22 protein-coding genes and 3 tRNA genes are annotated in these 26,562 nt (G+C 72.5%); 14 read left to right on the top strand and 11 right to left on the bottom strand.

The genetic code is table 11. From position 1 onward, the window contains the following. Window positions 1-26: 26 nt before the first annotated feature. The gene (locus ACFYUS_RS12155; RefSeq protein WP_388849065.1) at window positions 27-812 is read left to right on the top strand and encodes a sulfite exporter TauE/SafE family protein; all 786 of its coding nucleotides are present in this window, start codon (window positions 27-29) and stop codon (window positions 810-812) included. Between the two features lie 18 nt (window positions 813-830). On the opposite strand, the gene ACFYUS_RS12160 is transcribed toward ACFYUS_RS12155, so the two are convergent. The 3 genes from ACFYUS_RS12160 to ACFYUS_RS12170 form a co-directional block, all read right to left on the bottom strand. Further along, window positions 831-1,544, bottom strand: a complete 714-nt coding sequence (locus ACFYUS_RS12160) for a class F sortase (protein ID WP_388849068.1) — start codon at window positions 1,542-1,544, stop codon at window positions 831-833. A gap of 97 nt (window positions 1,545-1,641) precedes the next feature. Further along, window positions 1,642-2,211: a hypothetical protein gene (locus ACFYUS_RS12165; protein ID WP_388849071.1), complete on the bottom strand. Its 570-nt coding sequence runs from the start codon at window positions 2,209-2,211 to the stop codon at window positions 1,642-1,644. 254 nt (window positions 2,212-2,465) lie between these two features. Beyond that, entirely contained in the window at window positions 2,466-3,233 is a 768-nt protein-coding gene (locus ACFYUS_RS12170) for an aminotransferase class IV (protein WP_388849075.1), read from the bottom strand. A gap of 367 nt (window positions 3,234-3,600) precedes the next feature. Here ACFYUS_RS12170 and ACFYUS_RS12175 point away from each other — a divergent pair, with 367 nt between their 5' ends. From ACFYUS_RS12175 to cutA, 3 genes are read left to right on the top strand one after another with little or no spacing between them, the layout of a single operon-like run. Next, a complete protein-coding gene (locus ACFYUS_RS12175; protein WP_388849079.1) occupies window positions 3,601-5,334 on the top strand; it encodes an ABC transporter ATP-binding protein in 1,734 nt (577 codons plus the stop codon). Next, complete coding sequence (locus ACFYUS_RS12180; protein ID WP_388849082.1) at window positions 5,331-7,229, top strand: ABC transporter ATP-binding protein; 1,899 nt, start codon at window positions 5,331-5,333, stop codon at window positions 7,227-7,229. Before ACFYUS_RS12175 ends, ACFYUS_RS12180 begins: the two co-directional genes overlap by 4 nt. Continuing rightward, window positions 7,226-7,948, top strand: coding sequence for a divalent cation tolerance protein CutA (gene cutA, locus ACFYUS_RS12185; protein ID WP_388849085.1), 723 nt, complete (start codon window positions 7,226-7,228; stop codon window positions 7,946-7,948). The genes ACFYUS_RS12180 and cutA overlap by 4 nt, the downstream gene beginning before the upstream one ends. Window positions 7,949-7,960: 12 nt before the next feature. On the opposite strand, the gene ACFYUS_RS12190 is transcribed toward cutA, so the two are convergent. Genes ACFYUS_RS12190 through ACFYUS_RS12200 form a run of 3 tightly spaced genes read right to left on the bottom strand, consistent with a single transcriptional unit; the run spans window position 7,961 to window position 11,570 of the window. Further along, the gene (locus ACFYUS_RS12190; RefSeq protein WP_388849088.1) at window positions 7,961-10,054 is read right to left on the bottom strand and encodes a molybdopterin oxidoreductase family protein; all 2,094 of its coding nucleotides are present in this window, start codon (window positions 10,052-10,054) and stop codon (window positions 7,961-7,963) included. Between the two features lie 45 nt (window positions 10,055-10,099). Next, complete coding sequence (locus ACFYUS_RS12195) at window positions 10,100-10,816, bottom strand: vancomycin high temperature exclusion protein (protein ID WP_388849091.1); 717 nt, start codon at window positions 10,814-10,816, stop codon at window positions 10,100-10,102. Between the two features lie 31 nt (window positions 10,817-10,847). After that, window positions 10,848-11,570, bottom strand: a complete 723-nt coding sequence (locus ACFYUS_RS12200) for an aquaporin (RefSeq protein WP_388849094.1) — start codon at window positions 11,568-11,570, stop codon at window positions 10,848-10,850. Between the two features lie 66 nt (window positions 11,571-11,636). Between ACFYUS_RS12200 and ACFYUS_RS12205 the strand changes: the two genes are divergently transcribed. The 6 genes from ACFYUS_RS12205 to ACFYUS_RS12230 all read left to right on the top strand — a co-directional run bounded on the left by ACFYUS_RS12205 (window position 11,637) and on the right by ACFYUS_RS12230 (window position 18,879). Then, the gene (locus tag ACFYUS_RS12205) at window positions 11,637-12,140 is read left to right on the top strand and encodes a GNAT family N-acetyltransferase (RefSeq protein ID WP_388849195.1); all 504 of its coding nucleotides are present in this window, start codon (window positions 11,637-11,639) and stop codon (window positions 12,138-12,140) included. A gap of 89 nt (window positions 12,141-12,229) precedes the next feature. Further along, the gene (locus tag ACFYUS_RS12210; protein WP_388849097.1) at window positions 12,230-13,054 is read left to right on the top strand and encodes a sirohydrochlorin chelatase; all 825 of its coding nucleotides are present in this window, start codon (window positions 12,230-12,232) and stop codon (window positions 13,052-13,054) included. Window positions 13,055-13,089: 35 nt separating this feature from the next. Continuing rightward, window positions 13,090-14,436 carry a deoxyguanosinetriphosphate triphosphohydrolase gene (locus ACFYUS_RS12215; RefSeq protein WP_388849100.1) on the top strand — a complete coding sequence of 449 codons (1,347 nt, stop codon included), beginning with the start codon at window positions 13,090-13,092 and terminating at the stop codon, window positions 14,434-14,436. Between the two features lie 117 nt (window positions 14,437-14,553). Continuing rightward, the gene (locus tag ACFYUS_RS12220; RefSeq protein ID WP_388849103.1) at window positions 14,554-15,813 is read left to right on the top strand and encodes an NAD(P)/FAD-dependent oxidoreductase; all 1,260 of its coding nucleotides are present in this window, start codon (window positions 14,554-14,556) and stop codon (window positions 15,811-15,813) included. Between the two features lie 39 nt (window positions 15,814-15,852). Then, the gene (gene dnaG / locus ACFYUS_RS12225) at window positions 15,853-17,745 is read left to right on the top strand and encodes a DNA primase (protein WP_388849106.1); all 1,893 of its coding nucleotides are present in this window, start codon (window positions 15,853-15,855) and stop codon (window positions 17,743-17,745) included. A 78-nt stretch (window positions 17,746-17,823) separates the two neighbouring features. Beyond that, window positions 17,824-18,879, top strand: coding sequence for an RNA polymerase sigma factor (locus ACFYUS_RS12230; protein ID WP_388849109.1), 1,056 nt, complete (start codon window positions 17,824-17,826; stop codon window positions 18,877-18,879). Between the two features lie 8 nt (window positions 18,880-18,887). On the opposite strand, the gene ACFYUS_RS12235 is transcribed toward ACFYUS_RS12230, so the two are convergent. From ACFYUS_RS12235 to ACFYUS_RS12250, 4 genes are all read right to left on the bottom strand, one after another. Next, window positions 18,888-20,840 carry an ABC transporter ATP-binding protein gene (locus tag ACFYUS_RS12235; RefSeq protein WP_388849112.1) on the bottom strand — a complete coding sequence of 651 codons (1,953 nt, stop codon included), beginning with the start codon at window positions 20,838-20,840 and terminating at the stop codon, window positions 18,888-18,890. Continuing rightward, a complete protein-coding gene (locus ACFYUS_RS12240; protein ID WP_388849115.1) occupies window positions 20,840-22,573 on the bottom strand; it encodes an ABC transporter ATP-binding protein in 1,734 nt (577 codons plus the stop codon). Before ACFYUS_RS12240 ends, ACFYUS_RS12235 begins: the two co-directional genes overlap by 1 nt. 96 nt (window positions 22,574-22,669) lie before the next feature. Continuing rightward, window positions 22,670-24,109: an FGGY family carbohydrate kinase gene (locus ACFYUS_RS12245; RefSeq protein WP_388849118.1), complete on the bottom strand. Its 1,440-nt coding sequence runs from the start codon at window positions 24,107-24,109 to the stop codon at window positions 22,670-22,672. A 29-nt stretch (window positions 24,110-24,138) separates the two neighbouring features. Further along, entirely contained in the window at window positions 24,139-24,450 is a 312-nt protein-coding gene (locus tag ACFYUS_RS12250; protein WP_388849121.1) for a YtxH domain-containing protein, read from the bottom strand. Between the two features lie 136 nt (window positions 24,451-24,586). Here ACFYUS_RS12250 and ACFYUS_RS12255 point away from each other — a divergent pair. The 3 genes from ACFYUS_RS12255 (at window position 24,587) to ACFYUS_RS12265 (ending at window position 24,977) form a co-directional block, all read left to right on the top strand. Beyond that, a tRNA-Asn gene (locus ACFYUS_RS12255) sits at window positions 24,587-24,659 on the top strand. Window positions 24,660-24,664: 5 nt separating this feature from the next. Continuing rightward, window positions 24,665-24,737, top strand: a tRNA-Asn gene (locus ACFYUS_RS12260). 166 nt (window positions 24,738-24,903) lie between these two features. Next, window positions 24,904-24,977, top strand: a tRNA-Ile gene (locus tag ACFYUS_RS12265). Window positions 24,978-25,455: 478 nt separating this feature from the next. Here ACFYUS_RS12265 and ACFYUS_RS12270 read toward each other — a convergent pair. Next, the gene (locus ACFYUS_RS12270; protein WP_388849124.1) at window positions 25,456-25,896 is read right to left on the bottom strand and encodes a hypothetical protein; all 441 of its coding nucleotides are present in this window, start codon (window positions 25,894-25,896) and stop codon (window positions 25,456-25,458) included. A gap of 397 nt (window positions 25,897-26,293) precedes the next feature. On the opposite strand from ACFYUS_RS12270, the gene ACFYUS_RS12275 reads away from it, so the two are divergent. Further along, the coding region (locus ACFYUS_RS12275; protein WP_388849127.1) for a hypothetical protein at window positions 26,294-26,562 on the top strand (269 nt) is incomplete at its 3' end.

A 26,562-nucleotide genomic window follows, 5' to 3' on the forward strand; every position in this document is an offset into this window, starting at 1 on the left:
ACGATCACGTCCCTAGGCTCACGGCCATGCCCGACATCTCCCTGACCACCCTTGTCCTGCTCTGCCTCGCCGCGCTCGTGGCGGGGTGGATCGACGCCGTGGTGGGCGGTGGCGGGCTGCTCCAGCTGCCCGCCCTGCTCCTCGGACTGCCCCACGTGCCGGCCGCGCACATCCTCGGTACGAACAAGGCCGTCTCCATCGTGGGCACCACCGGGGCCGCCATCACCTACGTGCGCAAGGCGCCCGTACAGGTGTGGACGGCGGTACGGATCGGGCTCGCGGCCCTCGCCGGCTCCATGGGCGGCGCGTTCTTCGCGGCCGGGATCAGCAGCGACGTCCTGCGCCCGGTGATCATGGTGGTGCTGCTCGGGGTCGCGGCCTTCGTGATGCTGCGGCCGTCCTTCGGCGCGCAGGCCGAGGGGGAGGACCGGGCGCCGCTGACCCGGGCGCGGATCGTGACCGCGATCGTGGTCGTCGGCGGCGGGATCGGCTTCTACGACGGCCTGTTCGGGCCGGGCACCGGGACCTTCCTCGTCCTCGCGCTGACCGCCGTGCTCCATCTGGACCTGGTGACGGCCTCCGCCACCGCCAAGATCGTGAACGTCTGCACCAACGCGGGCGCGCTCGTCATGTTCGCGTACCAGGGCAATGTGTACTGGCAGCTCGCGGCCGTCATGGCCGTCTTCAACCTGGCCGGCGGGATGCTCGGGGCCCGCATGGCGCTGCGCAAGGGGGCCGAGTTCGTCCGCGGGGTGCTGCTCGTGGTCGTGCTCTCGCTGGTCGCGAAGCTGGCCTTCGACCAGTGGGCGTGACGCGGTGCTTCGCCGGCCCTACTTCGCCGCGGAAGCCGCCCCGGAGTTCGCCGCGGAGCCCGCCGCGGACTTCACCCCGGAGTCCGTCCCGGACTTCGCCCCGGAGTCCGTCCCGGACTTCACCCCGATGAGGTGGCCGAAGGCGACCACGTTCCCCTGGTAGCCGCTCTTCTTCGAGAAGCCGCCGCCGCAGGTGATCACCCGGATCTCGGCCCGGTCCGCCTCGTCGTACACCTTCCGGTCCGGGAAGTGCTTGCTGTCGTACACCTCGATCGCGTCGACCGTGAAGACGGCCGTCCGCCCGTCCTTCCGGTCCACCTCGATCCGGTGGCCCTTCTTGAGGGCGCCGAGCGTGTAGAAGACGGCGGGTCCGTCGGCGTTGTCGACGTGGCCCGCGACGATCGCGGTGCCCTTGGCGCCGGGCGTCGTGCCGTCCCCGTACCAGCCGGCCATGTTCCGGTCCGAGGCCGGCGGCACGTCGAGCGCGCCGTTCGCCGCGAGGCCGAGGCGCATCATCGGGGTGTCCACGTCGGTCTCGGGGATCCGCAGCCGGACCGGCGGCGAGGGCGGCAGCGGGTCGGCGGCGGCGTCGGTGTGCACGCTCGGCCCGGCGGCGAAGGCCTGCGCGGCCGACGGCACGGGCGGGGTGACGTCGTGCGAGCCGCTCTGGACGAGCCAGAGTCCGACGCACGCGGCCGCGGCTATGCCCCAGCCCTTGCTCTTGTCGCTCACCTGGATTCCCCGGTTCCCTCGGTCGCTTCGTGGGGTGTGGCCCTGCCCCCGCCGGGCCGTATTCGGGCACGCGGCGGGGGCAGGACAGGCGGTGGCCTCAGTGCCCCTGCGCGCCGCTCGCCCGGCGACGCAGGACCAGGACACCGCCGACGGCAGCCGCGGCCAGCACCGCCGCGCCCGCCGCGACCTGGGCGGTGTCGGGGCCGACACTGCCCCCGACACCGGTCTGGACGTGGCCGCTGGGACCCCGGTGCTTGACGGTCAGGTCGCCCCGGGCCGTCTTGCCGTTGTCACAGGCCACGCTGATCCAGTAGGAGCCGGCCTTGACGTGCTCCGGCACCTCGAACTGCCCGACCACGACTTCCTTGTGCGTGCTCGGGTTCAGTTGGAACTCGCCCGCGCCGAGCGAGTTCGCGTCCCCGACGCCGTGCCCGTGCTTGCCGCAGGCGAGCGTGTTCACGGTGACGGTCTCGCCCGGGGACGCGGACGACGGGAAGATCTCCAGCGGCTCGCGGTTCCCACCCGACTCGTGGTTCCCGCCCGACTCGTGGCTCTCGTTGTTCCACTCGGAGGGGTCGTTGCTCGCGTACGCCGCGGGAGCGGCGAACGCCCCGATCGCGGCGACCGCCAGCGCGGTACCGGTGAACAGTCGGGCAATGGTGCGCATGGGGGTCCTCCGGGGCGCGCGAGCGGTCATGCGGGCCGGTCCTCCCGGGAGGGACATCCCGGGGCCGGACCTTCTAAGACCGAGATAAGAGCCGCGCCGCGCACCTCGCCTCCTGATGGGGCATCAGGATTGCTCCGTCCGATACGGTGTGTCACCTGGATTCCGGACGTTTCCGCAGGTCAGACCTGCTCATGGGGTGTCAGGTGAAGGTCCGTGCCGAACGGGTGAGAGCGCCCCGGAGGGCCTGGGGCGCACTACGGCCGGATCTCGTCCCCCTCCACCGCCGCGTACGCCGCCCACACCCGCCCCATCAGCTCCTCGTCCACCGTGAACGCCACCTCGTCGATCGCCGTCACGGGCGCGATCGTCCGGGAGTTGGAGACGAACGCGGCCCGGTAGTCCGGCAGGTCGGCCAGGGTGACCGGGCGCCGGACCGACTCCAGGCGCGGCTCCAGGAGGGCCATCGTGATGCCGTGGAGGCAGGGGGCCGACGGCCAGACCACCGAAGTGCCGTCCCAGAAGGCGATGTTGCTGATCGCGCCTTCGGAGATCTCGCCGTACGGGGAGGTCAGCAGGGCCTCGTCGAAACCGGCCCGTCGGGCCGCCTCGCCGTGGAAGCGCTGCCCGAAGCCGCCCAGGTGCTTGATGTGCGGCGCGGGCCGCCAGTAGTCGGCGGTCGTCAGTCGCTGCGGGGCGCCGAGGCCGTCGGGGGCCGGGTCGGCGACGGTCACGACGGTGCGGACGCCCGGGTACACGTACACCCGGACCGAGGCGTCCCGCCGCCCGGCGTTCCCGAGGGCCCCGTCGACGAGCCCGCGCACCCGCTCGCCCTCCAGCCCCCGGCCGAAGAGCTCGCGGGTGGAGCGGTCGAGGCGGTCGAGGTGCAGGCCGAGGCCCTTCACGCGCCCGTCCCGTACCTGCATCGCCGTGAAGTGGCCGTAGCCGCTCATGAGGGCGGCGAGGAGCTCCGGATCGGCCGCCGGGACGCCGTCGATCTCGGTGTGCGGGGGAGGTGTCGTCATGCCCTCACCGTACGGCGCGCGGGAACGGGCGTGACGGGGACCGGACTTCGCGCCGGGACGAGTGCGACTCCGGCCGGACTCCGCGCCGGAGCGCCGGAGCACGCGTGTCCAGGGCCGGACTCCGCGCCGGAGTGCCGGAGCATGCGTGTCCAGGGCCGGACTTCGCGCCGGAGTGCCGGAGCATGCGTGTCCAGGGCCGGACTTCGCGCCGGAGCGCCGGAGCAGGCGTGGCTCGGGCCGGGCTTCGCGTCGGAACGCGCGTGACCCGCGCCGGACTTCACATCGGAACACGCGTGACCCGCGCCAGGCGGGCTTCGTGCCGGACGCGCTTGACCTCAACCAAGCTTGAGGTATCACGATCGCCGTCATGCTGTTCCGACTGCTCGCCCCCCGCCTCCGGCCGTACCGTCCCCTCCTCGCCCTCCTCGTCGTCCTCCAGCTCGTCCAGACCCTCGCCTCCCTCGCCCTGCCCACCCTCAACGCCGGCGTCATCGACCACGGCGTCCTGCGCGGCGACACCGGCCGGGTCCTCGGCGGCGGCGCCACGATGATCGCCGTCACCTTCCTCCAGGCGGCCGCGGCGGCCGCCGCCACCTACACCGGCGCCAAGGTCGCCATGGGCGTCGCCCGCGACCTGCGCTCCGAGGTCTTCCGGCGCGTCCAGGACTTCTCCGCCCGGGAGCGCGGCCGCTTCGGCGCCGCCTCCCTCATCACCCGGACCACCAACGACGTCCAGCAGATCCAGACGTTCACCGTCCTCGTCCTCACCATGCTGGTCGCCGCCCCGCTGCTCTGCGCCGGCGGGCTCGTCATGGCCCTGCGCCAGGACGTTCCCCTCGCGCTCGTCCTCTTCGCCTTCGTGCCCGTGATGGCCGGCGCCGTCGGCACCGTCGTCCTCCGCATGCGGCCCCTCTTCCGCGGCATGCAGGAGCGCGTCGACCGGGCCGGCCGCATCCTGCGCGAACAGATCACCGGCGTCCGGGTCGTCCGCGCCTTCGTCCGCGACCGGCACGAGCGGGAACGATTCGCCGCCGCCAACGACGAACTCCTCGCCGTCGGCCTCAAGGCCGGCCGGCTCCAGGCCCTCATGTTCCCCACGGTCCTGATCGTCTGGCAGCTGACGACCGTCGCCCTCGTGTACGCCGGCGCCCACCGCATCGACTCCGGAGCCCTGCAGCCGGGCGGCCTCGTCGCCTTCCTCGGCTACCTCCTCCAGACCTCGATGTCCGTGATGATGGTCCTCTTCCTCCTCATGCACATGCCCCGCGCCGAAGCCGGCGCCGAGCGCGTCCGCGAGGTCCTCGACACCCGCTCCTCCGTCACCCCGCCCACCCACCCCGTCCGGACCCTCCCCGGCCCCGGCCGCCTCGACCTCGACGGCGTCGGTTTCCGCTACCCGGGCGCGGAGGAGTCCGTCCTCCACGACGTCGGGCTCGTCGCCCGGCCCGGCGAGACCACCGCCGTCGTCGGCTCCACCGGCAGCGGCAAGTCGACCCTCCTCGGGCTCGTCCCCCGCCTCTTCGACGCCACCGACGGCGAGGTCCTCGTCGACGGCGTCGACGTGCGGGAACTCGACCCGCAGCTCATGGCGCGGACCGTCGGGCTCGTCCCCCAGAAGCCGTACCTCTTCTCCGGGTCGGTGGCGACCAACCTCCGGTACGGCAGGCCCGACGCCACCGACGAGGAGCTCTGGCACGCCCTGGAGGTCGCCCAGGCCGCCGACTTCGTACGGGACCTCGACGAGGGCCTCGACGCCCCCGTCTCCCAGGGCGGCACCAACTTCTCCGGCGGCCAGCGCCAGCGCCTCGCCATCGCCCGCGTCCTCGTCGCCCGCCCCCGCCTCTACCTCTTCGACGACTCCTTCTCCGCCCTCGACCCCGGCACCGACGCCCGGCTCCGCACCGCCCTGCGCGCGGAGACCGCCGACGCCACCGTCGTCATCGTCGCCCAGCGCGTCTCCACCATCCGGCACGCCGACCGGATCGTCGTCCTCGACCGGGGCCGCACCGTCGGCACCGGCACCCACGCGTCCCTCATGCGGGACAACGCCACCTACCGGGAGATCGTCCTCTCCCAGCTCACCGAGGAGGAAGCCGCATGAGCACGGCGACCGAGACCCGCGCCCCGAGCCCCTCGACGGCCCCCGCCACCAGTGCCGTGAAGGCCCCCGCCCGCACCGGGCCCCCGCCGCAGCGCGGCCCCGGCCTCGCCGCCCCCTCCCTCGAACGCTCCCTCTCCTTCCGCTCCTCCGGCCTCCGCCTCCTGCGCACCCTCGCCCCCGACCGGGCCCTCCTCCTCGCCGTCCTCGCCGCGGGCGCCGCCGCCGTCTCCCTCTCCGTCCTCGGCCCCCTCCTCCTCGGCCGCGCCACCGACCTCGTCGTCACCGGGGCGGGCGGGGCCACCGGCGTCGACTTCGCCGCCGTCGGCCGGATCCTCGCCCTCTCCGTCGCCGTCGTCACCGGCTCCTCCGCCCTCACCTGGGTCCAGCTGCGGACCGCCACCACCGTCGTCCAGCGGGCAGGGCACAGGCTCCGCGAACAGGCCCAGCACAAGCTGGCGAGGCTGCCCCTCACCTACCTCGACGGGCAGCCGCGCGGCGAGGTCCTCTCCCGCACCACGAACGACATCGACAACATCACCCAGACCCTCCAGCAGGCCTTCAGCCAGATGACGCGCGCCCTGCTCACCCTGGCCGGCGTCCTCGTGATGATGTTCTGGATCTCCCCGCTGCTCGCCCTCGTCGCCCTCGCCACCGTGCCCGTCTCGGTCGCCGTCGCGACCTTCGTCGGCAAGCGCGCCCAGCCGCAGTTCGTGAAGCAGTGGGCCGTCACCGGCCGGCTCGGCAGCCACGTCGAGGAGATGATCACCGGCCACACCGAGGTCGTCGCCTTCGGCCGCCGCGCCGAGGCCGTGGCCCGCTTCGACGAGCTCGGCGAGGAGCTCTACCGGGCGAGCTTCCGCGCCCAGTTCGTCTCCGGCTTCATCCAGCCCGCCCTGACCCTCGTCGGGAACCTGAACTACGTCGCCATCGCCGTCGTCGGCGGACTGCGGGTGGCGAGCGGCACCCTGTCCGTCGGCGACGTGCAGGCCTTCATCCAGTACTCGTACGAGTTCAACGGCCCCATCAACCAGGTCGCCGCGATGGCCAACCTCCTCCAGTCCGGAGTGGCCTCCGCCGAGCGGGTCTTCGACCTCCTCGACGCCGAGGAGGAGTCCCCGGACCCGAAGGAACCGCAGAGGCCCGCCGAGCTCCGCGGCCGGGTCTCCTTCGAGAAGGCCGCCTTCCGGTACGAGGAAGGAAAGCCGCTCGTCGAGGACCTGTCGCTCACCGTCGAACCCGGCCGGACCGTCGCCATCGTCGGCCCCACCGGCGCCGGCAAGACGACCCTGGTCAACCTGCTGATGCGCTTCCACGAGGTGACCGGCGGCCGGATCACCCTCGACGGCGTCGACACGGCCGCGATGACCCGGGAGGAGCTGCGCTCCGCCACCGGCATGGTCCTCCAGGACACCTGGCTCTTCGGCGGCACCATCGCCGACAACATCGCCTACGGGGTGCCCGGAGAGGTCTCCCGCGAGCGGATCGTCGCCGCCGCGAGGGCCGCCAGCGCCGACCGCTTCGTCCGCACCCTGCCCGACGGGTACGACACCGTCCTCGACGAGGACGGCGGCGGGCTCAGCGCCGGCGAGAAGCAGTTGATCACCCTGGCCCGCGCCTTCCTGGCCGACCCGGTGATCCTCGTCCTCGACGAGGCCACCAGCTCCGTCGACACCCGCACCGAGCTCCTCGTGCAGCAGGCCATGGCCTCCCTGCGGGCCGGCCGCACCAGCTTCGTCGTCGCCCACCGGCTCTCCACGATCCGGGACGCCGACACGATCCTGGTGATGGAGGGCGGCGCGATCGCCGAGCGGGGCACCCACGAGGAACTCCTCGCCGCCGGGGGCGCCTACGCCCGGCTGCACGCCGCCCAGTTCGCCCGTACGGTGGAGACGTGATCGTCACCGTCCGCACCACCACCGACGCCCGCGCCAAGGCCGACGCCCTGGCGCGCGGCGCCGTCGAGGCCCGGCTCGTGGCCTGCGCGCAGATCTCCGGGCCCGTGACCTCCGTCTACCACTGGCAGGGCGCGATCGAGACCACCGAGGAGTGGGAGGTGGTGTTCAAGACCACCGAGGCCCGCTACCCGGCCCTGGAGATGTACGTCCTCTCCGCCCACGACTACGCGACGCCCGAGATCCTCGCCACCCGCGTCACCAGGGTCGGCGAGGAGTACGCCCGCTGGGTCGAGCGGGAGACCGCCGCGGCCCGGCCGATCGAGCCCCCGGCCCAGGACGAGCGGCCGTTCTTCGTGTACGGGACGCTGCGCCCGGGCGCGTACAACCACGACCGGTTCCTCGCCGGCCGGATCGGCACCGAGGCGGACGCCGTGCTGCACGGGGCGGTCCTGCACGACGGGCCCGGTTATCCGTACGTCGTCCCGGCGGCCGAGGGCCGGGTGGTCGGCACCCTGCTCACGCCCTCGCCCGGCGACTACGGCGACCTGTTCGGCCTGCTCGACCGCCTGGAGCTGCCCGTCGGGTACGAGCGGGTCGCGATGGACGTCGAACGGGTACGGGACGGGGCGCGGGTGTCCGCCTGGGTGTTCCTGGCGGCCCCGGACGCGCCCCTCGGGCAGGTCATCGAGAGCGGCGACTGGTTCAAGAAGGAGCGGTGACCGGCTCCGGACTCAAGAAGGGTCCGCGACCGGTTCGAGCCGCACCGCGCACACCTTGAACTCGGGCATCCGCGAGACCGGGTCGAGCGCCGGGTTCACCAGGGTGTTCGCCCGCCCCTCCCCGTACCAGTGGAACGGCATGAAGACGGTGTCCGGGCGGATGGACGCGGTGATCCGGGCCGGGGCGACGGCCCGCCCGCGCCGCGAGACCACCGCGATCCGCTCGCCCTCGGCGACCCCGAGCCGCTCGGCGAGCCGCGGGTGGAGCTCCACGAAGGGGCCCGGCGCGGCGGCGTTCAGCTCGGCGACCCGCCGGGTCTGCGCCCCCGACTGGTACTGGGACACGACCCGGCCGGTGGTGAGCACGACCGGGTACTCGCCGTCCGTCTCCTCGGCCGCCGCCCGGTGCACCACCGGCACGAACCGGGCCCGCCCGTCGGCCGTCGCGAACCGGTCGAGGAAGAGGCGGGGCGTCCCCGCGTGCCCGGGCTCCGGGCAGGGCCAGAAGACGCCTTGCTCCTCCTCGATCCGCCGGTAGCTGATGCCCGCGTAGTCGGCGGGCCCGCCGGCCGAGGCGCGGCGCAGCTCCTCGAAGACCTCCTCCGGGTCGGTCGGGAAGCCCTTCTCCCGGCCGAGCAGCCCGGCGAGCCCGTGCAGCACCTCCAGGTCGCTGCGGACGCCCGCCGGAGGGGTGAGGGCGCGGCGGCGCAGCAGCACCCGCCCCTCCAGGTTGGTCATGGTCCCCGTCTCCTCCGCCCACTGGGTCACCGGCAGGACGACGTCGGCGAGTTCGGCGGTCTCGGAGAGCACGACGTCGGCGACGGCGAGGAAGTCGAGCGAGCGGAGCCGCCCCTCGACGTGCGCGGCGCGCGGGGCGGAGACGACCGGGTTGGAGCCCATGAGGAGCAGGGCCCGCACCTCGTCGCCGAGTGCGTCGAGGAGCTCGTACGCGCTCCGCCCGGGCCCCGGCAGCGACTCCGGCGCGACGCCCCACACGCCGGCCACGTGCGCGCGTGCGGCGGGGTCGTCGAGCTTGCGGTAGCCGGGCAGCTGGTCGGCCTTCTGGCCGTGCTCGCGGCCGCCCTGGCCGTTGCCCTGCCCGGTGAGGCAGCCGTAGCCGGAGAGCGGCCGGCCGGCCCGGCCGGTGGCCAGGCACAGGTTGATCCAGGCGCCGACGGTGTCGGTGCCCTTGGACTGCTGCTCGGGGCCGCGCGCGGTGAGCACCATGGCGTTCTCGGCGTCGCAGAACATCGCGACGGCCTCCCGGAGCTGCGGCACGGACACGCCGGTGATCCGCTCGACCTGTTCGGGCCAGTGGGACATGGCCCCGGCGCGGGCGTCCTCCCAGCCGGTGGTGCGTTCCCGGACGAACCCCTCGTCGACGCGCCCCTCGGCGACGACGAGGTGGAGCATGCCGAGGGCGAGCGCGAGGTCGGTGCCGGGGCGCGGCGCGAGGTGCAGATCGGCCTGCTCGGCGGTGCGGGTGCGGCGCGGGTCGACGACGATCAGCTTCCCGCCGTTCTCCTTGAGCTCGGTGAGGTAGCGCAGGGCGGGCGGCATGGTCTCGGCGAGGTTGGAGCCGACGAGGACCACGCAGCCGGTCCTCGGGATGTCCTCCAGGGGGAAGGGGAGCCCCCGGTCGAGCCCGAAGGCCCGCTGGTGCGCGGCGGCGGCCGAGGACATGCAGAAGCGGCCGTTGTAGTCGATCTGCGAGGTGGCGAGGACGAGCCGGGCGAACTTGCCGAGCGCGTACGCCTTCTCGTTGGTGAGGCCGCCGCCGCCGAAGACCCCCACGGCATCGGGACCGTGGTCGGCGCGGGTCCGGCGCAGCCCGTCGGCGACGGCGGCGAGCGCCTCCTCCCAGGACGCGGGTTCCAGGGCCCCGCTGCCGGGACGCCGGACCAGGGGCTCGGTGAGCCTGACCCGGGAGGAGAGCACGGAGGGGGCGGTGCGGCCCTTGCCGCACAGGGCGCCCCTGTTCACGGGGAAACCGGTCCGCTCGACCACCTCTGCGGGCAGCTCCGGCGTGCCGGTGGGGCGGAGCGACATGCCGCACTGCAGGGCGCAGTAGGGGCAGTGGGTGGGCACGGCGGCGGTCTCGGACATGCCGCCAGCGTGCGTCCGGAGTGTTACGGGGAGCGGCGCGGCGTATTACGGGCGGGGTGCCATGCCCTCCGCCGGGCGGGCCGCTTCGGGTGAGGCCAGCGCCCGGGTGACGCCCTCCTCGCGCGGGCCCAGGAAGTGCGGATCGGGGCGCAGGCCGGCGTCGAGGGCGGCCTTGCCCGCCGCGAAGAGCTCGCGGGTGGTGCCGTAGTACCAGGTGCGGTCGTGGGGTTCGGGGACCCCGATGCCGTACGAGTCGACCCCGGCGCGGTCGCACAGCGCGACGGCCCGCTTGATGTGGAAGTCCTGGGTGACGAGGACGGCCCGGTCGACGCCGAAGACCTTCCGGGCGCGGACGCAGGAGTCCCAGGTGTCGAAGCCCGCGTAGTCACTGACGATCCGGCCGTCCGGCACCCCGCGCGCGGTGAGGTAGGCGCGCATGGCGCTCGGTTCGTCGTACGAGGTCCGGCTGTTGTCGCCGGTGACGAGGAGGACCCGGACCTTGCCCGTGCGGTACAGCTCGGCGGCGGCGTCGAGCCGGTGCGCGAGGTACGGGGTCGGGCGCCCCTTCCAGAGGCCCGCGCCGAAGACGACGGCGACGTCCCGGGCGGGCACGTCGGCGGTGGTGCGGAGCTTCCCGGCGGTCGCGGTCTGCATCCAGGTCGCCGGGGCGAGCGCGAGGACGGCGCCCAGCATCACGGCCTGGACGGTACGGCGGCGGGCCCGGGTGGTGCGGGGGACCAGCCGGGTGAGCCGTGCCGGCATGCGGGAACCTCCGTGGTTCGGCGGCGTTCTGTCACCCCGTCCGACGCGCCCCGGCGGGATTCGGTTCACCGGACGCCTCGTCTGTTCCGTACAGCACACCCGCGAGGCCCATCCCGAGCAGCATCCCGAGCAGCTGCGCGGCGGCGAAGGCGGGCACGGACGCGGGGGCGATGCCGGTGAACGAGTCGGAGAGGGAGCGGCCGAGGGTGGCCGCCGGATTGGCGAAGGAGCCGGAGGAGGTGAACCAGATCGCCGCGCCGATGTACGCCGCGACGGCGACCGGGGCGAGGCCGGGGCGGCCGATGTGGCGCAGCCCCCGCACGACGAGGACGAGTCCGGCGGTGGCGACGGCCTCGCCGAGGAGCAGGTGCAGCGCCGAGCGCGGCTCGGTGGCCCAGGAGCCGGGGGCCCGCCCGAACATGGCCTCGGCGAGCAGGGCGCCGGTCACGGCCCCGGCGAGCTGGGCGGCGATGTAGGCGAGGACGTCGCGCCCCTTGCCGTCGTGGCGCCGGGACCACCACTCGGAGAGCGTCACGACGGGGTTGAAGTGGGCGCCGGAGAGCGGGCCGATGAGGGCGATGAGCAGCCCGAGGCCGAGTGCGGAGGCGGTGGCGTTGGCGAGCAGCCGGACGCCGGTGTCCTGGCTGAGGGAGTCGGCACGGATGCCGGAGCCGACGACGACGGCGACGAGGGAGGCGGTGCCGATGAACTCGGCTGCGGCGCGCCGGGGGAGCGCGGGCGGGGACATTCTCATAACGGAAAAGATATTCCGTGATTCGGAAGGAAAAAAGAGGGGAAGAACAGGCGTGCGGCCCGTACGATCCGGACCGTGAAGATCGACGACCTTGTCATCCGCCGCGCGACCGCCTCCGACGCCGCCGAAGCGGCCGAGGTGTGGCTGCGCTCCTACACCGCGGCGCTTCCGGGTGTGCGCCGGGCCCATACGGACGACGAGGTCCGGTACTGGATCCGGGAGATCGTCGTCCCCGGCCAGGAGACGTGGGTGGCGACCGTCGACGGCTCGGTCGTCGCCATGATGGTGCTCGACGACGAGGACCTTGATCAGCTCTACATCGATCCGCCGTGGCGCGGCCGGGGCATCGGCGACCGTCTCGTGGAGCTGGCCAAGCAGAGCCGGGCGGCCGGGTTGACGCTGTGGACGTTCCAGGTCAACGAGCCGGCCCGGCGCTTCTACGAACGCCACGGGTTCGTCGCCGCCGAGTACACCGACGGCGACCGCAACGAGGAACGCGAGCCCGACGTCCGGTACGTGTGGCGTCCGGACGGGCAGGAGCTCCCGGGCGGCGGGCACGGCACGGCCTGACACCACGCGCGCGGCGTTCGTGAGGTCACGGAAAACAGCCGTGACCCCCGCGCAACGGGCGGGCAACGTGCTCCGTCCAGGATCGGTCCATGACGGATCCGGACAGCACGTTCGACAGCGCCGCCGGGCTGCTCGGCAGGATCACCGAGGAGCTCGGGACCCGGCTCGGCCGCCTTCCCCGTCCGAGGACGCGCCCACCCGTGCACGCCCCCACCCTCGTCGCCGTGGGCCACGGCAGCCGCGACCCCCGTGCCCGCGCGACGCTGGGCCGCCTCCTCGACCGGGTCCGCGAGCTCCGTCCAGGGCTGGACGTCCGCCTCGCCCACATCGAGCTGAACGAACCGCTCCTCGACGGGACGCTCTCGGAGCTCGTCGAGGAAGGGCGGGACGCCGTCCTCGTCCCCCTGCTCCTCGCCCCGGGCCACCACGTCACCCACGACCTGCCCGCCGCCGCCCGCCGGGCGGGCGCGGACGCACGCGTCGCCGAACCCCTCGGCGCCCACCCCCTCCTCGTCGAGGCCCTCGCCGACCGCCTCGTCGAGGCCGGCTGGACCCCGGACGAAGGAGAGGGGGTCGTCCTCGCCTCCGCCGGCTCCCGCGACCCGAGGTCCGGTGCGGAGGTCCGCCGGATCGCCGCACTCCTCGGCGAGCGCCTGGGCGGTGTCCCCGTCGTCCCGGCGTACGCCTCCGCCGCCGCGCCCACGGTCCCCGAGGCGGTGCGGGCGCTCACGGCCCGGGGCCGGCGCCGCATAGCCGTCGCCTCCTGCTTCACCGCCCCCGGCCTCTTCGCGAGCCGCGCCGCCGTCCACGCCCCCTGGATCGCGTCGGACCCGCTCGGCGCCCACCCGGCCCTCGCGCGCCTGCTCCTCCACCGTTACGAGAGGGCCCGCGTACGGGAACTCGCCGGCATCTGAGCCCTTCTGTCGGTCCCTCCGGTTACCTTCGAGGCATGGAAGGCAACGAGGACACCAGGGACAGCGCGGGCACCGAGGACATCGCAGGCATCGCGGACGCCACCGGTACCCCCGGCTACGACTCCGCCGCGACCGAGCGCTGGGCCGCCGAGCCCGACAAGCGGCCCGGACGCACCGCCTTCCAGCGCGACCGGGCCCGCGTGCTGCACTCCGCCGCGCTCCGCAGGCTCGCCGGCAAGACGCAGGTCGTCACCCCCGGCACCCGCAGCCGGGCCTGGGACGCCAGCCCCCGGACCAGGCTCACCCACTCCCTGGAGTGCGCCCAGGTGGGCCGCGAGCTGGGCGCCGCCCTCGGCTGCGACCCCGACCTCGTCGAGGCGGCCTGCCTCTCCCACGACATGGGCCACCCGCCCTTCGGGCACAACGGCGAGCAGGCGCTCAACGACGTCGCCAAGGACTGCGGCGGCTTCGAGGGGAACGCCCAGTCGCTCCGGCTCCTCACCCGCATCGAGCCCAAGCGCTTCGTCGAGGACGCCGACGGCGACCTCGTCAGCGTCGGCCTCAACCTCACCCGCGCCGCCCTCGACGCCGCCACCAAGTACCCCTGGCCGCGCGGCGGTCACCCCGAGGACCCCGGCTCGTCCAAGTTCGGCGTGTACGAGGACGACCTGCCCGTCTTCGAGTGGATCCGGCAGGGCGCCCCCGCCCACCGCAAGTGCTTCGAGGCCCAGGTCATGGACTGGTCCGACGACGTGGCCTACTCGGTCCACGACTTCGAGGACGGACTCCACGCCGGGCACATCGACCCCAACCTGCTGTACGCCGAGCCCGAGCGCGCCGACATCTTCGCCGTCGCCATCGGCCGCTACGTCCCCGAGGGCACCGACCCGCAGGAGCTCGCCGAGGCCCTCGACCGGCTCGTCGACCAGGAGTGGTGGCCGCACGGCTACGACGGCTCGGCCGTCGCGCAGGCCCGCCTCAAGGACGCCACCAGCCAGCTCATCGGCCGCTTCTGCCTCGCCGCCGAGACCGCCACCCGGCTGGCGTACGGCCCCGGCCGCCTCACGCGGTACGGCGCCGAGCTCGTCGTCCCCCGCACCACCCGCAACGAGTGCGCGGTCCTCAAGGCCGTCGCCGACCGGTACGTGATGCAGCGCGCCGAGCAGGAGGCGCTCCGCGCCGACCAGCGCATCGTCGTCTCCGAGCTCGCCGAGGCCCTCGTCGCCCGCGCCCCCGACGGCCTCGAACCGCAGTTCCGGGCCGCCTTCGACCGGGCCCCCGACGACCGGTCCCGCAAGCGCGTCATCGTCGACCAGATCGCCAACCTCACGGACGCCTCCGCCCGCGCCCTCCACGCCCGGCTGCGGGCCCCCTCCGCGTAGGGCCTCTTCCGTCGCCCCCCTCCGTAGGGGACCCTCGCAGGCACGGCCCGGGGAGGTACGACGGGACGAACGCCCGGGGGCGTAGGTTGGAACCGGTCGCAAAGAGGAGGAAACGACGTGGTCGACGCAGATCAGACCTTTGTCATCGTCGGCGGGGGCCTGGCAGGGGCCAAAGCGGCGGAGACCCTGCGCGAGGAGGGGTTCAACGGCCGGGTGATCCTCATCGGCGACGAACGCGAGCACCCCTACGAGCGCCCGCCCCTCTCCAAGGGCTTCCTGACCGGCAAGGAGGAGCGCGACTCCGTCTTCGTGCACGAGCCCGCCTGGTACGCCCAGCACGACATCGAGCTCCACCGCGGCCAGACCGTCACCGCCGTCGACCGCGAGGCCCGCACCGTCCGCCTCGGCGACGGCACGGTCATCCCCTACGACAAGCTGCTCCTGGCCACCGGCGCCGAGCCGCGCCGCCTCGACGTCCCCGGCACCGACCTCGCCGGCGTCCACCACCTGCGCCGGCTCGCCCACTCCGAGCGGCTCCGCCACGAGCTCAAGCAGCTCGGCCGCGACAACGGCCACCTGGTCATCGCGGGTGCCGGCTGGATCGGCCTGGAGGTCGCCTCCGCCGCCCGCGGCTACGGCGCCGAGGTCACCATCGTCGAGGCCGACCCCACCCCGCTGCACCGGGTCCTCGGCCCCGAGCTCGGCCAGCTCTTCGCCGACCTGCACACCGACCACGGCGTCCGCTTCCACTTCGGCGCCCGGCTCACCGAGATCACCGGCCAGGACGGCATGGTCCTCGCCGTCCGCACCGACGACGGCGAGGAGCACCCCGCCCACGCCGTCCTGATCGCCATCGGCGCCGCCCCGCGCACCGCCCTCGCCGAGAACTCGGGCCTCGCCCTCGTCGACCGGGCCGACGGCGGCGGCGTCGCCGTCGACGAGTCCCTGCGCACCTCCGACCCCGACATCTACGCCGCCGGTGACATCGCCGCCGTCCACCACCCGCTGCTGCACACCCGGCTCCGCGTCGAGCACTGGGCCAACGCCCTCAACGGCGGCCCGGCCGCCGCCCGCGCCATGCTCGGGCAGCGCGTCTCCTACGACCGGGTGCCCTACTTCTTCACCGACCAGTACGACCTCGGCATGGAGTACTCCGGCTGGGCGCCGCCCGGCTCGTACGACCAGGTCGTCGTCCGCGGCGACACCGGCAAGCGCGAGTTCATCGCCTTCTGGCTCAAGGAGGGCCGGGTCCTCGCCGGCATGAACGTGAATGTGTGGGACGTCACAGAGCCCATCCAGGCCCTCATCCGCGCCCGCACGGCCGTGGACACAGAAGCCCTCGCCGATCCCTCCGTGCCCCTGGAGACACTCGTCTGACCCCGGGGAGCGACCCCCGGACCCCCGTACACTTCATGCGTGGCAGGCAGGATCAACGATGACGACGTGAAGGCGGTACGGGACGCGGTCCCGATCGATGCCGTCGTGTCCGAGTACCTCCAGCTGCGCAACGCGGGCGGCGGGAACCTCAAGGGCCTCTGCCCCTTCCACGACGAGAAGTCGCCCTCCTTCCAGGTCAGCCCCAGCAAGGGACTCTTCCACTGCTTCGGCTGCCAGGAAGGCGGCGACACCATCGCCTTCGTGATGAAGATCGACCACCTCTCCTTCTCGGAGACGGTCGAGCGCCTCGCCGCGAAGGCGGGCATCACCCTGCGGTACGAGGAAGGCGGCTACAACCCCGGCCACCAGCGCGGGGAACGCATCCGGCTGATCGAGGCCCACAAGATCGCCGCCCAGTACTACGCCGACCAACTCGGCTCCGCCGAGGCCGAGATCGGCCGGAAGTTCCTCGCCGAGCGAGGCTTCGACCAGGCCGCCGCCGAGCACTTCGGCGTCGGCTACTCCCCGGCCGGCTGGGACCACCTCACCCGCTTCCTGCGCGGCAAGGGCTTCTCCGACAAGGAACTGCTCCTCTCCGGCCTCTCCCAGGACGGCCGCCGCGGCCCCATCGACCGCTTCCGCGGCCGCCTCATGTGGCCGATCAAGGACGTCGGCGGCGAGATCGTCGGCTTCGGCGCGCGCAAGCTCCGCGAGGACGACAACGGCCCCAAGTACCTCAACACGCCCGAGACGCCGATCTACAAGAAGTCCCAGGTGCTCTACGGCATCGACCTGGCCAAGAAGGACATCGCCAAGGTCAGCCGGGCCGTCGTCGTCGAGGGCTACACCGACGTCATGGCCTGCCACCTCGCCGGCGTCACCACCGCCATCGCCACCTGCGGCACCGCCTTCGGCGGCGACCACATCAAGATCCTCCGCCGGCTCCTCATGGACAACGGCTCGGCCCGCGTCATCTTCACCTTCGACGGCGACGCCGCCGGCCAGAAGGCCGCCCTGCGCGCCTTCGAGGACGACCAGAAGTTCGCCGCCGAGACGTACATCGCCATTGCCCCCGACGGCATGGACCCCTGCGAACTCCGGCTCGCCAAGGGCGACGAGGCCGTCGCCGAACTCGTCCAGCCCCGCACCCCGCTCTTCGAGTTCGCCCTCCGCCAGATCGTGACGCGCTACGACCTGGAGACCCCGGCGGGCCGCGCCGCCGCCCTCGACGAGGCCGCGCCGATCGTCGCGAAGATCAAGAACATCGCCTCCCAGCACGAGGTCGCCGTCCAGCTCGCCGGCATGCTCGGCATCCTCGACACCCAGTTCGTGGTCCGCCGGGTCGCCCAGATCGCCCGCTGGCAGCGCCAGGGCGGCGAGCGCGGCCCCGGCCGGCCGCAGCAGCCCCAGCGGACGTACGACACCCCGGCCCCGGCCGCCGTCCCCTCGGGCCCCGCGCTCAACCTGCGCAGCCCCGCCCACCGCACCGAGCGGGAGCTCCTCAAGCTCGCCCTCCAGCGGCCCGAACTGGTCTCCCCGGCCTTCGACGCGTACGGGACCGACGAGTTCACCGCCCCGCCGTACGCGGCCGTCCGCCAGTGCGTCCACGACGCGGGCGGCGCCACCGGCGCCCCCTCCGACTACCTCGACGCCGTCCGCGAGGCCGCCCCGAACGACTCGGTCCGCGCCCTCGTCACCGAACTCGCCGTCGAGACGATCTTCGCCAAGACCGTCGACGAGGCCTACGCCGGCGACCAGCTCGTCACCGTCCGCCTCCGCGCCGTCGACCGCCGCCTCCGCGACGTCCAGGGCACCCTGGCCCGGCTCGGGACGAACGGCGACCCCGCGCAGATCGCCGCCGTGCAGAACGAGCTGTGGGTCCTCACCCAGTACGGGCAGTCCCTGCGGAACAACGGCGCCGCCGCCCTCTGACGCACGTTCGGTCACGGCGCGGTCTCAAAAAGTCACCGCACGCCCCTCGTGGCGGCGATGTGTCGTACCCCACACTGGATGACGGTGTCGTTCCGCCCCTCCTGGAGGTCGCCCGCCGTGCAGACCGAGATCCAGACCACCGAACCGGACGAGCAGGCCGAACTCCCCGAACTCCCCGAGATCCCGCCCCAGCGCCGCCGTACCGGCGACCCCGGCGGCAACGGCCCCTCCTCCGACCTCTTCCGCCAGTACCTGCGCGAGATCGGCCGCATCCCGCTGCTCAGCGCCGAGGAGGAGGTCGAGCTCGCCCGCCGCGTCGAGGCCGGGCTCTTCGCCGAGGAGAAACTCGCCAACACCCCCGATCTGGACACGCGGTTGGCGGGCGATCTGGACCAGCTCGTCGTCCTCGGCCGGATCGCCAAGCGCAGGCTGATCGAGTCCAACCTCCGCCTCGTCGTCTCCGTCGCCAAACGGTACGTGGGCCGCGGCCTCACCATGCTCGACCTCGTCCAGGAGGGAAACCTCGGCCTCATCAGGGCCGTCGAGAAGTTCGACTACGCGCGCGGCTACAAGTTCTCCACGTACGCCACCTGGTGGATCCGCCAGGCCATGTCCCGGGCCCTCGCCGACCAGGCCCGGACCATCCGCGTCCCCGTGCACGTCGTCGAGCTCATCAACCGGGTCATCCGCGTCCAGCGCCGCATGCTCCAGGAGCGCGGCTACGAACCCACCGCCGAAGAGGTCGCCGCCCAGCTGGACCTGGCCCCCGAGCGGGTCGGCGAGGTCCTCCGCCTCGCCCAGGAACCCGTGTCCCTGCACGCCCCCGTCGGCGAGGAGGAGGACGTCGCCCTCGGCGACCTCATCGAGGACGGCGACGCCGCCTCACCCGTCGAGTCCGCCGCCTTCCTGCTGCTCCGCCGCCACCTGGAGGACGTCCTGTCCACCCTCGGCGAGCGCGAGCGGAAGGTCGTCCAGCTCCGCTACGGCCTGGACGACGGCAGGCCCCGCACCCTGGAGGAGATAGGACGGATCTTCGGCGTGACGCGCGAACGCATCCGCCAGATCGAGTCCAAGACCCTCACCAAGCTGCGGGACCACGCCTACGCGGACCAGCTGCGCGGCTACCTCGACTAGGACGGGTACTAGTCGACCTCGGCGACCGCCTGGGCGAACTGCGCCGCGTACAGCCGGGCATAGGCCCCGCCGGACGCCAGCAGCTCGTCGTGCGTGCCCTGTTCGACGATCGAGCCGTTCTCCATCACCAGGATCACGTCCGCGTCCCGGATCGTGGAGAGCCGGTGCGCGATCACGAACGACGTGCGGCCGTGCGCCAGGCGCGCCATCGCCTTCTGGATGAGGACCTCGGTGCGGGTGTCGACCGAGCTGGTCGCCTCGTCCAGGACGAGGATCACCGGGTCGGACAGGAACGCCCGCGCGATGGTGATCAGCTGCTTCTCGCCCGCGCTGACCCCCGCCCCGTCGTCCTCGACGACCGTGTCGTACCCCTCGGGCAGGGTCCGGATGAACCGGTCGGCGTGGGCGGCGCGCGCCGCCTCCTCGACCTCGGCGCGGGTGACCGCGCGCGTGGCGCCGTACGCGATGTTGTCCGCGATGGTGCCGCCGAAGAGCCAGGTGTCCTGGAGGACCATGCCGATGCCCTTGCGCAGCTCCTCGCGGGACATCTTCGCGACGTCCACCCCGTCCAGGGTGATCCGGCCGTCCGTCACCTCGTAGAACCGCATGAGCAGGTTCACCAGGGTCGTCTTGCCGGCGCCGGTCGGGCCGACGATCGCGACCGTCTGGCCCGGGTCGACGGTGAGCGACAGGTCCTCGATGAGCGGCTTGTCCTCCTCGTACCGGAAGGAGACGCCCTCCAGGGCCACCTTGCCCTTGAGGTCCACGGTCCCCCAGCCTTCGGCCAGGGGTGCCCCCGTCTCGCTCGTCGGCGCGTCCGGCTCCTGCTCCTCGGCGTCGAGCAGCTCGAAGACCCGCTCCGCCGAGGCGACACCGGACTGCACCAGGTTCGCCATCGACGCGACCTGCGTCAGCGGCATCGAGAACTGGCGGGAGTACTGGATGAAGGCCTGCACGTCACCGATGGACAGGCTGCCGGTCGCCACCCGCAGACCGCCGACCACGGCCACCAGGACGTAGTTGATGTTCGAGACGAAGAACATCACCGGCTGCATCACACCGCTGTTGAACTGCGCCTTGAACCCGGCCTCGTACAGGGCCTCGTTCTGCTCGGCGAAGTCCTGCGCGGACTCCTCCTGCCGGCCGAAGACCTTCACCAGGCTGTGCCCGGTGTACATCTCCTCGATGTGCGCGTTGAGCGCGCCCGTCGACTTCCACTGCTGCACGAAGTGCGGCTGCGAGCGCTTGCCGATCTTCGCGGCGACGAAGACCGACACCGGCACCGTCACCAGCGCCACCAGGGCGAGCAGCGGCGAGATCCAGAACATCATGAAGAGCACGCCGACGATCGTGAGCAGCGAGTTGATCAGCTGGCCCATCGACTGCTGGAGGGTCTGCGAGATGTTGTCGATGTCGTTGGTCGCCCGGGACAGCACCTCGCCGCGCTTCGCCTTGTCGAAGTACGACAGGGGGAGCCGCGCCAGCTTCGTCTGGACGTCCTCCCGCATCCGGTAGACCGTCCGGTTGATCACCTTGATCGACAGGCGGGTGGAGACCAGCATGAGCAGGCCGGCCGCCACGTAGATCACGAGGACCCACAGGAGGACCTCGCCGACCGCGCCGAAGTCGATGCCCTGGCCGGGGGTGAAGTCGACTCCGGACAGCATGTCGGCCATGCCGCTCTCGCCACCGGCCCGGAGCTTCTCCAGGGCCTGCTCCTTCGTGGCGCCCTGGGGCATGTTCCGCCCGACGACGCCGGCGAAGATCAGGTCCGTCGCCTTGCCGAGGATCTTCGGCCCGACCACGGAGGCCGCCACCGACAGCACGCCGGCGATCAGCATCAGCCAGAGCGTGCCGCGCTCGGGCGCCAGCTGCTTGAGCAGCCGCTTGCCCGAGCCCTTGAAGTCCATGGACCGCTCACCGGACTGGCCCATCATCATGCGTCCGCCAGGACCGGCCATCAGGCTGCCTCCGCCTCGGTCAGCTGGGAGAGCACGATCTCCCGGTACGTCTCGTTCTCCGCCATCAGCTCACGGTGCCGTCCGGTGCCCACGACCCGGCCCTCGTCGAGGACGACGATCCGGTCGGCGTCGCGGATGGTCGACACGCGCTGGGCGACGATCACCACGGTCGAGTCGGCCGTCTCCCGGGACAGCGCGGCCCGGAGCAGGGCGTCCGTCTCGTAGTCGAGCGCGGAGAAGGAGTCGTCGAACAGATAGATCTCCGGCCGCTGCACGAGCGTCCGCGCGATCGCGAGCCGCTGCCGCTGCCCGCCGGAGACATTGGTGCCGCCCTGCGCGATCGGCGCGTTCAGACCACCCTCCAGCTTGGACACGAAGTCCTTGGCCTGGGCGACCTCCAGGGCGTGCCAGAGCTCCTCGTCGGTCGCGTCGGGCTTCCCGTACCGCAGGTTCGTCGCCACCGTCCCGGAGAACAGGTACGGCTTCTGCGGGACGAGCCCCACGGTCCTCGCCATCAGCTTCGGGTCGAGCTCCCGCACGTCCACGCCGTCGACGAGGACCTCGCCGCCGGTGGCGTCGAAGAGCCGGGGCACGAGCCCGAGCAGCGTCGACTTGCCGCTGCCCGTCGAGCCGATGATCGCGGTGGTCTCACCGGGCCGGGCGACCAGCGCCACGTCCTTGAGGACCGACTCCTCCGCGCCCGGGTACCGGAAGTCCGCGCTCCTGACCTCCAGGTGCCCGCGCCGCAGCAGCTTCGTCACCGGCTCGGCCGGCGGCACGACGCTGGTCCCGGTGCCGAGGACCTCCTCGATGCGCTCCGCGCAGACCTCGGCGCGCGGCACCATCATGAACATGAAGGTGGCCATCATGACGGCCATCACGATCTGCATCAGATAGGCGAGGAAGGCGGTCAGCGCGCCGATCTCCATCCCGCCGCTGTCGATGCGGTGCGCGCCGAACCAGACCACGGCGACGCTGGAGACGTTCACGACGGTCATCACCGTCGGGAACATCAGCGCCATCAGCCGCCCGGTGGCCAGCGACACGTCGGTCAGCTCGCCGTTGGCGCCCCGGAAGCGCTCCTCCTCGTACCCGTCCCGCACGAAGGCGCGGATGACCCGGTTGCCGGTGATCTGCTCGCGCAGCACCCGGTTCACGGTGTCGAGGCGCGTCTGCATGGTCCGGAAGAGCGGCCGCATCCTCCGCACGATCAGCGAGACGGCGACGCCGAGGACCGGCACCACCGCGAGCAGGACGCCCGACAGGGGGACGTCCTGGCCCAGGGCCATCACGATGCCGCCGACGCACATGATGGGCGCCGAGACCATCAGGGTGAACGCCATCAGGACCAGCATCTGGACCTGCTGCACGTCGTTGGTCGTACGCGTGATCAGCGAGGGCGCGCCGAAGTGGCCGAGCTCCCGGGCGGAGAAGGACTGCACCCGGTCGAAGACGGCGGCGCGCACGTCGCGGCCGAGCGCCGAGGAGGTGCGCGCGCCGTAGTACACGGCACCGATGTTGCAGACGACCTGGACGACGGAGACGCCGACCATCAGGGCGCCGAAGCGCAGGATGTAGCCGGTGTCCCCGTTGACGACACCGTTGTCGATGATGTCGGCGTTCAGGGTGGGCAGATAGAGGCTCGCGCAGGTCTGCAGGAACTGCAGCAGGACGAGCAGCGCGATGGGTTTTCGATACGGCCGCAGGTGGGTTCGGAGAAGTCTTATGAGCACGGGTCCTACTATCGCCCGCACCGCCGGAGCGTTACGACTCCGTTTCGGGGCGCGGGCGGCACCCTGGGCAAGACTTTACGAACCCGTGTGCGGGCCTCAGGCGCCGAACGCTCCCGGGTGGATCTGCTCCCGCGTCGCCGCGTACTGCTGCCGCACCGCCTGCCCGACCGCGAGGTCCTCGCCGGGCTCCAGGATCTGCGCGACCGCGCCCTGCCAGGCCGGCGGGGCGGACGGGGACAGCGTGCCCCGCGCGACCCCGAGCGCCCAGGCGGCCTGCCGGGCCGCGCCGAGCGCCGCGTAGTCGGCCGGCTGGGGGACGACGACCTGCGCGCCGAAGAGCGCCGGCGCGAGCGCCTGTACGGCCGGCAGGGCGGCCGCCGCGCCGAGCAGGAAGACCCGCCGCACCTCCACGCCCCGCCCGCGCAGCACGTCCATGGCGTCGGTGAGCGCGCAGAGCATGCCCTCGAACGCCGCCCGCGCCAGGTGCTCGGGCTTCATCGACTCGCGCCGCAGCCCGCTGAGCGTGCCCGCGGTGTGCGGCAGGTTCGGGGTCCGCTCGCCCTCCAGATAGGGCAGCAGGACGAGCCCGGAGGCGCCGGGCGTCGACTTCAGCGCGAGCGCCGACAGCTCGTCGAGGGACTCCACCCCCAGCATCTCGGCGGTCCCGCGCAGCGCCCGTACGGCGTTCGAGGTGGAGACGACGGGCAGGTGCATGCCGGTGGCGTCGGCGAAGGAGGTGACCATGCCGCTGGGGTCGGTGAGGGCCTCGTGGTGCACGGCCATCACGGAGCCGGAGGCGCCGAGCGAGACCACCGCGTCCCCGGGGCCGAGGCCCAGGCCGAAGGCGGCGGCCATCGTCTCGCCGGTGCCGGCGGAGACGAGGAGGCCCTCGGGGGTGATCCCGGCGGCCTCGGAGGGTCCGAGGACCTCGGGCAGCACGGCCTGGTGGCCGAGGGCCAGCTCGACGAGGTCGGGGCGGTACGTGCCGGTGCGGGCCGACCAGTAGCCGGTGCCGGAGGCGGCGCCGCGGTCGGTGGTGCGGCGGGCGGGCCGGCCGAGGAGCTGCCAGACGAGCCAGTCGTGGGGCTGGAGGACCATCGCGATCCGCTGGGCGTTCTCCGGCTCCGTACGGGCCAGCCAGCGCAGCTTGGCGACCGCCTGCCCGGCGCCGGGCGCGCTGCCGACGGCCTCGGCCCAGGCCTGCCGTCCGCCCAGTGCCTCGACGAGGTCGGCGGCGGCGACCTGGGCCCGCTTGTCGTTCCGGACCAGCGCGGGCCGCACCAGGCCGCCCTGGGCGTCGAGCGGCACGAGCCCGTGCTGCTGCGCGGAGACGCCGATGGCCTCCACGCCCTCCAGGAGCCCGCCGGTGGCGGCCTCGCCGAGCGAGAGCAGCCAGGTCTGCGGATCGACGTCGACGGCCTTGGGTTCACCGGGATGAGCGGCGTACCCCTGCCGCAGTACGGCACCCGTGTCCGTGTCACAGACGACGATGCGTGTGAACTCCGTAGAGCTGTCCAGTCCGGCGACTATCCCCATGGCACATGATTCTGCCGCACGCGCGGGGTTCAGGTGTTGCTGGTGCCCCACTCCTCGTCGTCGGCCTTGCCGCCGGCCCGGCCGCGCTCGCGCAGCGCCTGCACCCGGTTGGTCACGGAGGGCGGCAGCTTGTCGCCCACCTTGTCGCCCACGAGGTGCGCGGCCTTGCCCGCGGCCTGCCGTCCGGTCTGGGCGGCGGACTCCGCGGCGTTCCGTACGGCGGGGTTCTGCGCGAAGTCCTTCGCGGACTTCTTCATCTGTTCGTAGCGCTCTCGTCCGGCCCGTGTGCCGACCACGTAACCGAGGGCGAGTCCCGCGACGAACGTCAGCTTGTACCGCACGGCGGCGATCCTTCCCTGGAGGCCCTGGGGGAACCGATTGGCGGAGCACCCCCCTGCTTGCGCTAATGTATGTCTCGCAGCGAGCGACCGCCGCCCGGGAAGGCCCGAGGTGGATCCGATCGGTGCAACGCAGCAATCCCCTGTAGCTCAATTGGCAGAGCAGCCGGCTGTTAACCGGCAGGTTACTGGTTCGAGTCCAGTCGGGGGAGCGCGATCCCCTGTAGCTCAATTGGCAGAGCATTCGGCTGTTAACCGGAGGGTTACTGGTTCGAGTCCAGTCGGGGGAGCGAGACGGAAGAGGACCCTTCGGGGTCCTTTTTCGCGTCTCCGGGAACCATCCGGAGCCGCACGCAGTCTTCAAGGTCGAGCAGAGCCGATCATCCGAAGCAGGAGATCGTATGAGCGGCTATGCTGCGGCAGACGGCGCGCACACATGTACGCGCCTCACCGTTCGGGGCGGTAGCTCAGCCGGTTAGAGCAGCGGACTCATAATCCGTCGGCCGTGGGTTCGAGTCCCACCCGCCCCACCGAAGAAAAACGTTCTGACCTGCGGAAACGCCCCTGGAGGGGTGTTTCCGCAGGCGGAGCCCACCTCTCGCCCATGAGGCGAGGAGAGTGCCCCCGGTCTGCCGTGCCGGTCCCTGACCTTCTCCGCCCGTGGTTCCGGGTGGAACGCAGGTGCGGATCCAGGACGATGATTCCACGGTGATCCCTGACCCCCGCGTGTGACACGCCGCACACTGGTCCGAATGGATGGGTGCCGGGCGGGGCGGCCGACCGGATGCCTGCTCGCCGCCCGGAGGGCGGGAGGGTGCTACCGGGCAGCGCGAAGCGCCCCTCGGCCGGGTGCGAGAGCAGAGCCGGGAAATGAACCCCGGTCGACGCAGGCCAAAGGGAGTCGAACTCTCCGGCGAAAAGGGCGCCTTTATACGGCAGCGCGCCACCGGATCGCAACCACATGAAGATTTCGGGCGAATCGCCGGTCCGGAATCCGGTCGGCGGGAATCAGCCCTGCCGGGCCTGAACCCCTCCCGTGCACGAGGTGCGCCCGAATGCGCCCATGGTGGTGGAGCGCTGGACGTGCTTGTCGCGAATGGTGAGGGTGCAGGAGGCCTGTCCGCCCTTTTCGCCGAGGACGACGGTGACGGTCGGGGCCTTGCCGAGAGGCATCTGGACCGACTTGGTCCAGGGGAGCGTGACGTCTTTCTCGACCGTGGCCGTGCCGGCCTCGCTGCGGGCGAGATAGGAGATCTCCGCGGTTCCCGTTCCCGTGACCGCGTACGTCACCTCGGCGCCCGGCGCGGCCTCCGGCCGGGGCTGCTCGTCGGTGCCGAGGGTGCCGTAGCCGACGAGTCCGGCGCAGGTGAGCAGGGCGATGCCGGCGATCAGCCATCCACGACGGCCGGGGGAAGCCCCCGTGCTCCCGGGCTCGTTCTCCTCCGGCACTGCGCTTTCCGCGTGTTCATTGGACGACATGAGAGAGCCCGGCTTTCGGTTGGTCGGTAGATGAACCGGGCGGTTATACACCACGCCGCGGGCCGAGTGCGAGCGAGCGGAGGAATCGGGCGAACCCCACCCTCTTCGGCCGCTTATTTGCCCTTTATGTCGCGGGGGTTGACCAGGCCTCACGGGAATGGTTAGAAAGCCCGCCGCAATGCCCGTGACCTCGTGGTTCATGTTTTCGCACGATCACTCCACATTGCGCCAAGCCGGGCGGAAACCTCCGCTCCGGCTCGTTCGGCGTGCCCATTTCGCGTGGAGTGATGCGGGTGCGCCGATGCCGAAAGGTATTGAGGTGAAAGTTCCGTACAGGAGATATCTCTCCTGTCTTGTCGTAGCGGCGGTGGCGGGCACGCTATGGCCGCAGGTCGCCTATGGGACGACGCAGTCGCCGACGGCGGGCGACGACAAGGGCGCCTTCGACACGATCGCGGGCTGGTTCTCGGACGACGGGGACGAGGACGCGCAGGGCGGGTCCGGGGAGTCGCCGACCGGCGGGGCCTCGGTGGTCTCGAGCCGGGAGAAGCTGCCGAAGGGCAAGGCGGCGCCGAAGCCGAAGCGGGTCGCCGAGCTGACCGGGAGGCGGACGGCGACCGCCCGCTACTGGCAGCT

It is taken from the genome of Streptomyces sp. NPDC004284, assembly GCF_042874035.1.
Lineage (GTDB): Bacteria > Actinomycetota > Actinomycetes > Streptomycetales > Streptomycetaceae > Streptomyces.